We start from the raw sequence: 12451 nt of genomic DNA on the forward strand, positions 1-12451 counted from the left end.
GCCGACCACCCACCGTCGCCCCCACCGCGACCAGCCCCCCCTTCACGCCAACGTCACGAACCGCTGGATCAGCGAGGCGAGGAACACCGCGAGCAACGGCAGCGCGAACCAGAAGCTGTCCTGCAGCCACCGCTGTCGACGCACGCCCGGCGCCGCGCCGACCCGTACCACCTCGCGCGCCCCGAGCACCAGGACGAGCGTGCCGGCGGCGAGACCACCCACCACCGACCAGGGCGTCCAGGTCACCTTCGGCCCGACGGGCCCCGGATCGGCCCCGGCGACGGGGCCGGCCGGCTGCTCGCGCAGCGCGTAGAGCGTCGCGTCGTCGTTGCCGAGCACCTTCTTCAGGTCCCCGCGCCCGTCGAGGCGGCCGAGGAGCCGCGACTCCCACCCCGGCGGATAACCCGCGTCCAGCCGCAGATAGGTCGACTGGCCGCGGTCGACCATCAGATACGAGCGGGGACCCGCGTCCTTGAGCGCCTTCACCAGGCCCGACACCAGGGCGGGGTCGGCGGGCGCGGGCGTGGGCACGTACTGCACCTTCTCCATGTCGCGGGCGCCCCACGGCATCGCGGGCGTCACGTCGTCGACCGTGTCGGCGGTCAGCCAGAGCAGCCGCACCGTCGGATCGTCGTGCGCGTACACGTACTCCATGGCCGCGACCTCACCGGGACGGATCCGCTCGAAGGGCTCGTTGCCCCAACGGGCCACCAGGAAGCCGCCCATCAGGACGAGCCCGGCGAGCAGCGCGGCCACCGGCGCGAGCCCCGCGCGGTCGCGGGCGCCCTCCCGCTGCGTGCCGCCCACGCGTGGGAACAGCGCGAGGCCCGCGAGCAGCGCCGCGCCCGGCAGCGCGAACATGAAGACGCGCAACGCCATCTCGCCGCCGTACGACTGCATGCCGAAGCCGAGGAACGGCACGAAGGTGAGGACGAGCAGCGAGCGTTCGCCGTACCCCTCGCGGCGCCTGCGCCACCAGCCCCAGCAGGCCGCCGCCATGACGGTGCCGGCCATTATCACCCGTGCGTACAGCACGAGCCGGTGGGACGAACTGCCGCCCGCCATGCGGCCGGTGACCGACGACGACACATTGCCGCCCACGCCGCCGACCCCGCCGAACAGCTCGTCGAAATGGCCCGACCAGTACGGCTCGGCGAAGAAACCGAGCCACACGACGACCAGCAGGCCGCACAGGAGCGGCAGGCCGCGCAGCTCGCACCGGCCGGCCAGGACCAGGACCGTGAGGACGCCGAGCATCACGAACGGCGTCAGCTGGTGCGCGGGAACCGTCGCCGCGAACAGCCCGGTCAGGACGAGGAGGAGCACCACGCGCTCCCGGCGGCCCGTCGGTTCGACCTCCGCCTCGCCGGGGCGCCGGCCGGACCACAGCACGCCCGGGGCCCGGAACCACACCAGCAGGATCGCGACGAAGGCGAGGTGGAGGAGGTACGTGAAGCCCTGCGGGGAGAAGTAGTCCTGGCCGACCCAGCCGCTCAGGGCGAAGACCCACATGCCCGTCCACTTGGCCCGCCAGGACGCCCTCATGGAGCGCACCAGCAGCAACATCGGTGCCAGGTAGAGGACTTGGACGGCCGTCGGCCACCAGCGGATCACCTCGGTCATGTCCGTGACGCCGCACGCCCGCGCGGCGAAGGTGGCCAGGGCGAAGAACCCCGGCCAGCTCCAGCGCGCGTCCAGGTCGGGCACCGCGGAGCCGGTCCGGTCGATGTACTCCATGAAGCCCAGGTGCTGCCAGGCCGTGGCGAACCGCGGCTCGGGCTCGACGACCGCGGGCAGGGCGTGCAGCGAGACCACGGTGGCGAGCAGCGTCAGGAGAAGGAGGCCTCTGACCGGCCGGTCCATCCGCAGGAGCGCCGCGAACACGATGACCAGGAGGGCCGCGCCGAGCAGCGTGGGCGGCGGCAGGACGGAGACCAGGCCGAGCCCGCCCATGCCGTTGAGGTCCCGCTCGCCGAGGCCGAGGACGGGCAGCCAGTACAGGGCGAGGGCGGTGGCCAGGAGCAGCGCCAGGACCAGGACGGGGCGGCGGCGGGCGCGGCAGGCCGCGCCGGGTCGCGCGCCCACGGATTTCCCGCCCGGCGGCACGCCCGGGTCCGCCGGATCCGCCTCCGGCGCCGCGCCCGCCGCCGGGTGCGCGGGGGCCGCCCGCACCGCGCCGTACAGTTTCGGCGCCGCGACCGCCACGATCACCGCGAGGCTGCAGACCTCCGCGACGCCCGCGCCGGCCAGCCCCATCCGGGGCAGCAGGAGCAGCGTCAGGCCGAGCACCAGGACGCACAACAGTCCCTGCAGCCAGGCGATCTGCGACGTCCTGTTCTGTGCGCGCCGCACCGCGAAGTACGTCTCCATGACGACCCGCAGCAGCGCCCCCACCGCGAACCAGCGCAGCAACGGAGTGGCGGCGTCCGCGTAACCCCGGCCGAACAGGCGCAGGATCAGCGGGGCCGCGAAGAAGAGCACCCCGCACACCGGCAGCATGAGCAGCGCCATCCGGCGCAGCGCCGAGCGGGTGTTGGCGGCGAGCAGCGCCGGGTCGTGCGCGCCCTCGACGGTGAGCGAGGCGCCCATGTTGATGGCGAGCAGATTGACGGTGCCGCCGATGGTGGTGGCGATGTAGAAGTACGCGTTGTCGACCGCGCCGACCTGCGCGGCGACGAGCACCGGGACCAGGTAGACCACGGCCAGCGAGAAGAGGGAGCCGGTGTAGTCGCCGGCCAGGAAGCGGCCGATCTCGCGCGCCGTCGGGGGTGGCGCCGCGGCGTCGGCGGCCATGACGTGCCGGGGCACCAGGCGCCGGAAGACCAGCCAGCCGAGCGGGATCACCGACGCGAGGATGGCGGCGACCCAGGAGACGAAGACGCCGGCGGTGGGGACCGCCGCGGCCAGCGCGATGAGCAGCCCGAGCTTGGCGACCGAGAACACGGTGTTGCCGACCGGCACCCAGAGCGCGTTGCGCAGCCCCGTCAGCACACCGTCCTGAAGGGTCAGCACCGACCAGGCGACGACGGCGAGGACGAACCCGACGCCGTGCACCGGCCCGTGCAGGAAGCGGTACGAGGGCCCCCAGGAGCCGAGCGTGAACAGGAACGCGCACGCGGCGAGCGCCACCGCCACCGAACTGGCCGCGTACGTACGGAAGATGAGCCTGCCCGCCGCGCGCCCCGCGACGGGGACGAACCGGGCGAGCGCGCCGGTCAGCGTCACCGCGGTGAGCCCGGCGAGCAGCTTCATGGCGGCGATCGCCGCGGAACCCCGGCCGACGGCGGACTCCGGGTAGTACCGGGCCGCGGCCAGCCAGTAGCCCACGCCGAGGACGCCGGAGATGCCGGTGTTGAGCATGAGCGCGTAGGCGTTGCGGAACAGCGGGTTCGGGCCGCGGCCCCGGCCGGGCTGCGGTGTTCCGGGCCCGGTGAGGTGGGCCTCGGCCGTGGTCGTGTCAGACACGTGAGGGGATGGCCTTCCGACGGACCTGTCGTGCTCTGCGGACCACGGCGTACCCCTTGGTCAGGGCGCGGTCCCCGGCGAAGGTGCGGACGATCGAGCGGCCCGTCACGAGCCGTTCGAACTCCTCGGGCCCGGTGGCGCGGCGCACGGTCACGCGCCGGAGCGCGTACGGGCCCTGGGCGCGCCGGGCCAGGTCGTTGCCGACGGCGAGCGCCTGGTCGAAGCCCGTCTCGCGCACGCGGGTGCGCACCCGGCGGCTGGAGTAGCCGTACGGATACGCGAACGACACCGGCCGGGTGCCGACCTGGTCGGTGACGATGTCGCGGCAGCGTCGCAGCTCCAACGCGAGGGCGTCGTCGCCCAGTTGGTCGAGCTCGGGGTGGGTGTGGCTGTGGCCCCCGATCTCCGCGCCCGCGGCGGCGAGTTCGCGCACCTGGTCCCAGTCGAGCATGCGGTCCGGGGCGCCCCCGGTGTCGTACGCGCCGCGCAGCCAGCCGGTGGAGACGAACACGGTGGAGGCGAAACCGAGCCGGGCGAGGACGGGCAGCGCGTAGCGGTGCACGCCCTCGTAGCCGTCGTCGAAGGTGATCAGGATCGGCCTTTCGGGCAGGGGCTTGCCGGGTGAGCGCCAGGCGGCGGCCAGTCGGGCGGTGGTGAGCGGGGTGAACCCGCGCTCGCCGAGCACCTCCATCTGGCGCGCGAAGGCGTCCGGCGAGACGGACAGGTCGTGCGTCGCCGCGTTCGGCGCCGGGGCCACGGAGTGGTACATCAGTATCGGCACCGCTTCCGTGCTCATGCCGCGGCTCCTTCGCCGCCCGCGCCCTCCCCGATCTCCACGACGGAGAAGCCGGCGCCACCGCCGCGCGCACGGAGGCTCCCGAGCGCGTACCCGCCGGCCGCGCTGAGCACCCCCGCCACGATGGCCCCGGCGCGGCCCGCGCCGCCGGGTCTGCCGAGGACCGCGTCGCGCAGGCCGCGGCCGATGCCGGCGGGCAGCACCCGGGTGGTGTAGCGCCGCTCCGACGCGAGGCCCCTGCCGGCGCCGACGCTCCGGGCCACCAGCGCCTTGGAGAGCCCTTCCGCGTAGGTCCTGGTACGGAAGTAGCGGAACCGCTCCCGTGCGGCCGGCACCCGGTGGTGGATCACCGCGCGGTCGTCGATGAGCAGGACGCCGTCGGGTCTCGCACGGGTGAGGCGGATGCAGAACTCCGTCTCCTCGCCGCCCAGTGGCCGCTTGCCGCCGTCCCGTCCGATGCCCGTGGCGAAGCCGCCCGCCGCGTCGAAGGCGGTGCGCCTGAACGCGGCGTTGCCGCCGAGGACGTTGCGCACCGGCACCCGCCCCGGCGGCAGCCCGCGATAGGTGCAGCCGACGACCCAGTCGAACTCCTCGGGGAACCAGCCGGGCCGCCGCCCGGAGTCCCAGGCCGGCAGGGTGCGGCCGCCGACGGCGAGGACCCGTGGGTCCTCGAACCCCTCGGCGAGGTGCCGCAGCCAGTCCCGCTCGGCGACGGCGTCGTCGTCCAGGAAGGCGACGAACTCGCCGCGGGAGGCGGCGATCCCGGTGTTGCGGCCGGCCGAGAGGCCGCGGGGGCCCGCGTTCGCGAGCACCCGCACCCCCTCGGTCCCCCGGTACTCCCGGGCCAGCCGGTCCAGGAGGGCGGCGTTGTGGTCCACCACGAGGAGGGTCTCCAGGGCCGTCAGTGCCTGGGCGCGCACCGAGGCGACGGCGGCGAGGATGTCCGCCCAGCGCTCCTCGGTGTACACGCAGACGACGACGGAGATCCGGGTGGTCACGACACCTCTCCCTGTCTCGGGCCGTAGGGGAGCACCCGGGCGCTCTTGCGGGCCCGCCGGGCGCGGTTGGAGCGTTCGCCGAGGATCACCTTCAGGACGCGGAGGCCGTCCCGGACGGCCCTGAGGTTGCTGACACCGTGGATCCGCAGATACTCGTGGCTCGGGATCTCCTGCACCTTGAGCCCCGCCTTGACGACCCGGATGTTCATCAGGGTCTCGACCTCGAAGCCGGTGCAGTCGAGCTCGATCTTGTCCAGGCAGTGCCGCCAGAAGGCGTTGTAGCCGTAGCAGAGGTCCGTGTAGCGGGCGCCGAACTTGGTGTTCACGACCGAGCACAGGACGTGGTTGCCGAGCTTGCGGATGGGCGTCATGTCGTCCGTGCCGCCGCCGTTGGCGAACCGCGAGCCCTTGGCGAAGTCCGCGCCCGAGACGAGGGCGGAGACGTAGGAGACGATCTCGTGGCCGTCGGCCGAGCCGTCGGCGTCGATCATCACGATGATGTCGCCGGTGCACGCGGCGAAGCCGGCGATCAGCGCGTCGCCCTTGCCCTTGCCGCGCTGGCGGACAACCTTCACGCCGGGCCACAGCCCACGCGCGACGGCCACCGTGTCGTCGGTGGAATTGCCGTCCACGAGAACGACCTCGTGGATCCATTCGGGAAGTGTCTTGAACACGTACGGCAGATTCTCCGCTTCGTTCATGGCGGGTATGACGACGCTGACCGGAGGTGCGATCGCCAGGTGGGTGGAGACCGGGCGGTAATTCCTGGAGATCTGGTCCAACGGGTCCTGGCCGGCGTCGGCCGGGCGTACGGAAGAAGACATTGAGTCCGGTGATCCCTCTCGTCCGGTGGGCGGCCCGCCCTGGGCCATCCGGTAATGGATCCTGCGCGAAAGGGGGATCCTCGTCCGGGCATGACGAAGGAGAACTCCGTGCACGCCCCATGGGCCGAGAACGCGCGGGACGTGACCAGGCCGTCCAGCCGAGGCCGGTCACGTCACCCCCCTGCCGCGCCTATTGCATCGCCTTCGGATTGCTCTCCCGGCGTCTTCCGGACCGCATGCTGCCCACGTTCTTGAGCAGCCTGTCGGCCGGTTCGAACAGTTCCGGTCTGGACTGCACGGTGTTCCGTATCGCCCTGACCGGAGCACGCCGCGCCCGGTGACCGAACGCGACCGGATGGCGCAGTGCCACCCACCCCTCGGACACGGTGAGTTCGCGTGTCTTGAGGGAATCCTTGTAGTCCTTACGGCCGCGACCGAGATCGAGGTACGCGATCCCGTCGGCGGCGGCCGCCTCGGCCATGCGCAGATGCAGCACGAGGCCGGGCGAGTACTTCGCGTACGCCGGGTCGTACGCGGGGAACCAGCAGGCGAGGATCCGCTGCGAACGCAGCCCGAAGTGCGCGGCGACCGGCACGTCCGCCACGTACAGGACCGACAGGATCCCGGCGCACGAGGCGGAGCGGGTGTGGAAGAGCCGGCGCACCAGACCGGTGATCCACGGGCGGGCGAACCGGTCGCCGCGCCCCGTCCTGCGGTACTGCGCGGACTTCCACGCCATCAGCCGGGTCAGGACCGCGGGGTCACGCTCGTCGTGCACGTAGCGCACCGCGCCGTGGTCGCGGCCGAGCCTGCGCTCCTTGGCCAGCGTCGTCCGGGTGAACTTCGGTGAGCGCTCCCGGAGCATGCCGAGGAAGTCGGCACAGCCCCCGCCGACATCGATGACCGGGGAGGCGAAGGTGCCGGAGGCGTGCGCCGCGAACGACGGCTGGCCGCCCACGAGGTGATCGAACTCCCACACCGCGAGCCCGCAGCCGCGCACCAGCTCCCGGGCGTCCCAGGTGAAGCCCGGCCGGTGCACGAGCCCCTGGCAGTCCGAGACGCCGAGGCCGACGGCCCGGCCGACGCCCGCGACGGAGCGCTGGAACGGCAGGAACGCCGCGAGGCCGCCCTCTTCGCGTACGACGGCGATCCGCACCCCGCGCCGCTCGTGCCCGGTCGCGACCGCGAACTCGGGGGAGAGGAAGGGGTTGGCGAGCTCGGGCGCGCCGTCGAGATGGGCCGTGGACTGCCAAGCGGTCCACGCCGCCCGGTCGGCGGAGGTGAGGTCGCCGGGGCGGTGCACGGTGATGTTCACGTCAGGAGGTCCACCTTCGTACGGTGCGAGGGCGCGGCCGCCGTACCACGGCCGGCAGCAGGATGAGCGAGCTGCACGCGGCGACCGCGGCGACACCGCCGCGCACCGACCACAGGTGCAGCGCCAACATCCCCTGCGCCACGAGCATGTCGACCGCGAAGGCCCCGGCGACGGAGGCGACGGCTCGCCCCCACGGCGTCAGCGCCCGCAGCGCCGTGCCGATCGCGGCCGCCGGAGCGGCGAGCAGGAAGAAGAGGGTGAGGGGGCCGCGCAGCGGCGACTCCAGATCGGCGAGCGCGAGCGCCGCACCCACCCCGGCCGTGGCGACGCCCGCTCCGGTGAGCAGCGGCGACAGATCCGTCGTCGGAAGTTTGTTCCCAATGGACTGCATTGGCGACTTTGCCCCCCAGCGCGCCGGATGCCGGGCTTCAATGTCGCGCAGCCGAGATCGGCACGTCAAGGTGCGGAGAGGGCGTGCAGATGTTCCCCGTCATCACCCGTGAGTGTTGGTGAACTCCCCGTGTGGGCAAGTCAGTTGATGAGTGACTCGTCAAGGAACTTATTGACATGGACACTATCGGCGACCCGTGCCGCGTGCTACCACGGTCGAGGCAGAAACCCTGCTAAGGGAGGTTCCATGAAATTGTCCCGCATCACGGCATACATGTCCTCGCTCCTCCTCGCGATCGCCTTCGCCCTCACCGGAGCGACGGCGGCCCACGCGGACCAGTCGGCCGGTCAACGGGCCGCGGCAGGCGGCTATGTGGCCCTCGGTGACTCCTACTCCTCGGGCGTCGGGGCCGGCAACTACGACAGCGGCAGCGGCAACTGCAAGCGCAGCACCCGCGCCTACCCCGCCCTGTGGGCGGCGGCCCATTCACCCGCAAGCTTCAATTTCGTCGCCTGCTCGGGCGCTCGAACGGGTGATGTTCTGGCGAACCAGCTCGGCCCGCTGGGCTCCGGCACCGGACTCGTCTCGATCTCCATCGGCGGCAACGACGCGGGATTCGCCGACGTCATGACGACCTGTGTGCTGCAGTCCGAGAGCAACTGCCTGGCGCGCATCGACACGGCCCGCAAGTACGTCGACTCCACCCTCCCCGGCAACCTCGACCGGGTCTACGACGCGATCAGCGCCAAGGCCCCCTCCGCCCACGTCGTCGTCCTCGGCTACCCCCGCTTCTACAAGCTGAGCGGCAGCTGTCTCGCGGGCCTCTCCGAGCGGGAGCGCGCCGCCATCAACAACGCCTCCGACTACCTCAACGCCGCCACCGAGAAGCGCGCGGCCGACCACGGCTTCACGTTCGGCGACGTCACGTCCGCCTTCACCGGCCACGAGATCTGCTCCAGCAACTCCTGGCTGCACAGCGTCAACTGGCTGGACATCAGCGAGTCCTACCACCCCACCGCCGCCGGGCAGTCCGGTGGCTACCTCCCCGTCTTCACCTCGGCCGCCTGACCCCCGCCTCACGGCGAGTAGGAGGCTCCGTCCGTCGGGGTCTCCTGCTCGCAGGCCACCGCGTACGCGACCGAGTCCGAGGTGGTCCGCACCGGGCGGCGCACCTCGACGCCGATCGCGTTCTCGTACGTGCCGCCGTCCGCGTCGTACGCCGTCTCGACGTGGTTGACCTGTCGCGCCCTGGCGCCGCCCGAGGGGAACGAGAGCGTCTTCCAGCCGGGATCGGCCGGCTCGCCGGACCGCGTGACCCAGCGGTACTCGACCGTGGCGGGGACGCGCCCCACGGTGAACGTGGCGGTGAACGAGGGCGCCTGACCGGGGACCGGCGGACACACCCCCGTGTAGCGCGTGTGGGCGCCGGAGACGTACGCCTTCACCGTCTGCGCGGGCTGTGCGGTGGCGCCGCCGTGCCCTCCACCGGTTCCGCCGCCGTTGTCCGTGGAGCCGCCGTTCCCGTCCGTGTCGCCGGTCGTGCCGCCCCCGCCCGAGCCGCCGCCCGGCTTCTTCGACGCGCTGCTCTCCGCGCCCTGACCGCCCGCGGTCTTGTCGCTGCCGCTGCCCTGCGAACCGCTGTTGTCCTGTCCGCCGTTGCCGTCGTCCCGGTTCACCAGCGCGTACGTGATACCGCCGAGGGCGAGCGCCAGGGCGACGACCCCCGCGATCAGGGCCGCCCTCGTGCGCGTGGACCGGCGGGGTTCGGCGGCCCCGGTGACGGTGGTGGGCGGGTGCGGGGGAGGGGTGACGGGCAGGGGCGCGGGCGGGGTCGGTTCGTACGGGTGCTGCCCGGCGGTGGCCGTCGGCAGAGAGGGGACCGGGGTCCGCCCGCGCGGCGTGCCTCCCGCGGCGACGGTCCGCAGATCGCGCTCGGCGTCGGCGGCGGACATCCGCTCGTCCGGGTCCTTGCGCAGCAGCCCCTCGATGACGGGGGCGAGCGGCCCCGCGGCGCGGGCGGGCGGCAGCGGTTCGTCCACGACCGCGCGCAGTGTGCTCAGCGGGGTGTCCTGGCGGAACGGTGAGCTGCCCTCCACGGCCGCGTACAGCAGGACGCCGAGCGACCACAGGTCCGAAGCGGGGCCGGGACGGTGCCCGAGCGCCCGCTCCGGCGCGAGGAATTCGGGCGATCCGACGACCTCGCCGGTCATCGTCAGCGCCGAGCTGCCCTCGACCAGGGCGATGCCGAAGTCGCTGAGGACGACGCGGCCGTCGTTGGCGATCAGTACGTTGCCGGGCTTGACGTCGCGGTGCAGGACCCCGGCGCCGTGGGCGGCGCGCAGGGCGGCGAGGACCTCGGCACCGATGTGGGCGGCCCGCTGCGGGGGCAGCGTGCCCTCGGCGTCCAGCACGTCGGAGAGTGAGAGGCCGCGCACCATCTCCATGACGATCCACGGGCGGCCGCCCTCGTTGGCGACGTCGTAGACCGTGACCACGTTGCGGTGCGGGATGCGGGCGGCGGCCCAGGCCTCGCGCTCCAGCCGGGCGTACAGCCGCTCGACGTCCCCGGCCGGCAGGCCCGCCGGGGCGCGCACCTCCTTGACGGCCACCTCGCGGCCGAGCACCTCGTCACGGGCCCGCCACACGGTGCCCATGCCGCCCTCGCCCAGCGGGGACAGCAGGCGGTAGCGCCCGGCGATCACGCGCTCTGACTGGCTCACGGGCGCCCCCATCCGCAGCAGTGCGATTCTCCACAAAAGTAGCTCAACCGAGCGCTGTTGCGGCCCCTCGCACACCAATCCGCCCGCGTCGGGGGGCGAGGTCCCGCCGGGAGGGGAGGCCGGTTCTCCGCGAGGGCCTCGACCGCGGCGCGGGCGACGCGGGAGGTGCGCTCCTCGGTCCAGCGGCACGGCACGGACGAGCCCGACCGCCGGTGCGGATCAGCCTCCCGGTGATACGTGAGATACCCCACGTCACGGGCGTACCCGTGGCCCCCGGCCGGGGTCGACCACGGCCGCCGCGGGGCCCGGCAGCGGCGCGAGCGCCCCACTGTCGGGCCGTATGTCCAACTCGCCCTGGAATCACTCGTATTCGGAGAGTAATCGTCAACCTCCTTGTGAGGAAGGTGAATCCTGCGACCGGGATACACGTGTGTCACCGCGGGGCGATAGGGTTAACCTGCCCTGGGCCGGGTGCCCTCGTACGGGTGGGGAGTGACATGGAACAGATAACGGTGCGCAGCAGGGCGCGTGTCCCTGCGATCACTTGTGGCAGCAGCGCGAGCAGTTCGCGTCTCGACCGTCATCTCTCGGTGCTGGGCGGCCCCGCCGTCCCGCAGCGCGAGTCGCACGAGGCGACCCTGCTGATGCGTGAGCTGACCTCACGTGACACCGCGCACGCCCGCAGCAGCAGGGGTGCCCGAGTGAGGCGAGTCTCGCTCTTCGCGCCGCTGCGCAGGCTGCGGCGCTCGCTGTTCGGCGGACGCTGACCGCGGGTGGTCCCCGGGACTGAACCGCCGCTCCGCGGCGGATCTTTCCCACCCACCCCGCTCCACCCCGTCACCTGTCACCACCGGTCCCACAACTCCCCTGCCGCAAAGCTCCGTTGAAACCATCGGGTTTCAGCCACGCCGTGACCGACCGCGGGCCTCTCGGCCCACACTCCCCCGGGAGGCCCGCGGTCGGGTCCGGCACGTCGGACGTCGGCCCGCTAGAAGACCGACCAGCCCGTCACTGTCGTGAAGTGGTCGAGCGCCGCCACGCCCGCCACGGAGTTGCCGTACGAGTCCAGACTCGGGCTCCACACGCACAGGGTGCAGCGGCCCGGGATCACCGCGACGATCCCGCCGCCGACGCCGCTCTTTCCGGGCAGGCCGACCCGGTAGGCGAAGCTGCCCGCCGCGTCGTACGTCCCGCAGGTGAGCATCACCGCGTTGACCTGCTTCGCCTCGCGCGGCGGCAGCAGACGCGTGCCGTCACCGCGCAGCCCGTGCCGGGCCAGGAAGGCGCCCGCGAGGGCGAGGTCGCGGCAGCTCATCCGGATCGCACACTGCCGGAAATAGTGTTCGAGCACCGTGGCCACGGGGTTGTCGAGGTTGCCGTAGCTCGCCATGAAGTGCGCGAGGGCGGCGTTGCGGTCGCCGTGCTCGGCCTCGGAGGCCGCCACCACCGGATCGAAGGCGAGGTCCGGGTTGCCGCTCTCGGCGCGCAGGAACTGAAGCATCGTGGCGCCGGCGTCCCCGGTGAGCGTCTGCAGCCGGTCCGTGACGACCAGCGCTCCGGCGTTGATGAACGGATTGCGCGGGATGCCGTTCTCGTACTCGAGCTGGACGAGCGAGTTGAACGGGTTGCCGGACGGTTCCGTGCCGACCCGGTCCCAGATCCGGTCGCCGCCCTCCGCGAGGACGAGCGCGAGGCTGAAGGCCTTGGAGATGGACTGCACGGAGAACGGCTCCTGCCAGTCCCCGACGCCGTACACCGAGCCGTCGACGTCGGCTACCGCGATGCCGAAGTGCTCCGCGTCCACGTCCGCGAGCGCCGGGATGTACTGGGCCACCTGGCCGCGGCCCACCAGCGGCCGGGCGAAGGCGGCGACTTCTTCGAGTACGGCCTGGTAGTCCACAACCTGAGCTTTCCGTTCGGTCCGACGCGGCCGTTGCGTCCC

At 72.7% G+C, this 12451-nt stretch carries 10 protein-coding genes; 2 read left to right on the forward strand and 8 right to left on the reverse strand.

Features of this window, described 5'->3' with window-relative positions; genetic code table 11:
• Nucleotides 1-42: 42 nt before the first annotated feature.
• From ACZ6B8_RS27015 to ACZ6B8_RS27040, 6 genes are all read right to left on the reverse strand, one after another.
• Nucleotides 43-3465 (reverse strand): lipopolysaccharide biosynthesis protein, encoded by a 3423-nt coding sequence (locus ACZ6B8_RS27015; protein ID WP_471608970.1) that lies wholly within the window; start codon nucleotides 3463-3465, stop codon nucleotides 43-45.
• Nucleotides 3458-4261: a polysaccharide deacetylase family protein gene (locus ACZ6B8_RS27020; protein WP_471608971.1), complete on the reverse strand. Its 804-nt coding sequence runs from the start codon at nucleotides 4259-4261 to the stop codon at nucleotides 3458-3460. Before ACZ6B8_RS27020 ends, ACZ6B8_RS27015 begins: the two co-directional genes overlap by 8 nt.
• Nucleotides 4258-5259 carry a glycosyltransferase family 2 protein gene (locus ACZ6B8_RS27025; protein ID WP_471608972.1) on the reverse strand — a complete coding sequence of 334 codons (1002 nt, stop codon included), beginning with the start codon at nucleotides 5257-5259 and terminating at the stop codon, nucleotides 4258-4260. Before ACZ6B8_RS27025 ends, ACZ6B8_RS27020 begins: the two co-directional genes overlap by 4 nt.
• Nucleotides 5256-6083: a glycosyltransferase family 2 protein gene (locus ACZ6B8_RS27030; protein WP_471080242.1), complete on the reverse strand. Its 828-nt coding sequence runs from the start codon at nucleotides 6081-6083 to the stop codon at nucleotides 5256-5258. The genes ACZ6B8_RS27025 and ACZ6B8_RS27030 overlap by 4 nt, the downstream gene beginning before the upstream one ends.
• Before the next feature lie 190 nt (nucleotides 6084-6273).
• The gene (locus ACZ6B8_RS27035) at nucleotides 6274-7398 is read right to left on the reverse strand and encodes a GNAT family N-acetyltransferase (RefSeq protein WP_471608973.1); all 1125 of its coding nucleotides are present in this window, start codon (nucleotides 7396-7398) and stop codon (nucleotides 6274-6276) included.
• A gap of 1 nt (nucleotide 7399) precedes the next feature.
• Entirely contained in the window at nucleotides 7400-7789 is a 390-nt protein-coding gene (locus ACZ6B8_RS27040; RefSeq protein WP_471080248.1) for a hypothetical protein, read from the reverse strand.
• 246 nt (nucleotides 7790-8035) lie between these two features.
• On the opposite strand from ACZ6B8_RS27040, the gene ACZ6B8_RS27045 reads away from it, so the two are divergent.
• Nucleotides 8036-8857 (forward strand): SGNH/GDSL hydrolase family protein, encoded by an 822-nt coding sequence (locus tag ACZ6B8_RS27045; protein ID WP_471080251.1) that lies wholly within the window; start codon nucleotides 8036-8038, stop codon nucleotides 8855-8857.
• An 8-nt stretch (nucleotides 8858-8865) separates the two neighbouring features.
• Here ACZ6B8_RS27045 and ACZ6B8_RS27050 read toward each other — a convergent pair whose 3' ends face one another.
• Nucleotides 8866-10521: a serine/threonine-protein kinase gene (locus ACZ6B8_RS27050; protein ID WP_471608974.1), complete on the reverse strand. Its 1656-nt coding sequence runs from the start codon at nucleotides 10519-10521 to the stop codon at nucleotides 8866-8868.
• A gap of 485 nt (nucleotides 10522-11006) precedes the next feature.
• On the opposite strand from ACZ6B8_RS27050, the gene ACZ6B8_RS27055 reads away from it, so the two are divergent.
• Nucleotides 11007-11276 (forward strand): hypothetical protein, encoded by a 270-nt coding sequence (locus ACZ6B8_RS27055; RefSeq protein WP_358590355.1) that lies wholly within the window; start codon nucleotides 11007-11009, stop codon nucleotides 11274-11276.
• Nucleotides 11277-11497: 221 nt separating this feature from the next.
• Here ACZ6B8_RS27055 and ACZ6B8_RS27060 read toward each other — a convergent pair whose 3' ends face one another.
• Nucleotides 11498-12409, reverse strand: coding sequence for a glutaminase (locus ACZ6B8_RS27060; protein WP_471608975.1), 912 nt, complete (start codon nucleotides 12407-12409; stop codon nucleotides 11498-11500).
• Between the last annotated feature and the right edge of the window lie 42 nt (nucleotides 12410-12451).

It is taken from the genome of Streptomyces sp. NPDC041122 (assembly GCF_055592445.1).

Excerpts from the sequence above, each read along its gene's own strand:
- ACZ6B8_RS27020 (WP_471608971.1), bottom strand. The coding sequence starts at position 4,261 with ATGAGCACGGAAGCGGTGCCGATACTGATGTACCACTCCGTGGCCCCG.
- ACZ6B8_RS27030 (WP_471080242.1), bottom strand. The coding sequence starts at position 6,083 with ATGTCTTCTTCCGTACGCCCGGCCGACGCCGGCCAGGACCCGTTGGAC.
- ACZ6B8_RS27040 (WP_471080248.1), bottom strand. The coding sequence starts at position 7,789 with ATGCAGTCCATTGGGAACAAACTTCCGACGACGGATCTGTCGCCGCTG.
- ACZ6B8_RS27045 (WP_471080251.1), top strand. The coding sequence starts at position 8,036 with ATGAAATTGTCCCGCATCACGGCATACATGTCCTCGCTCCTCCTCGCG.
- ACZ6B8_RS27050 (WP_471608974.1), bottom strand. The coding sequence starts at position 10,521 with ATGGGGGCGCCCGTGAGCCAGTCAGAGCGCGTGATCGCCGGGCGCTAC.
- ACZ6B8_RS27055 (WP_358590355.1), top strand. The coding sequence starts at position 11,007 with ATGGAACAGATAACGGTGCGCAGCAGGGCGCGTGTCCCTGCGATCACT.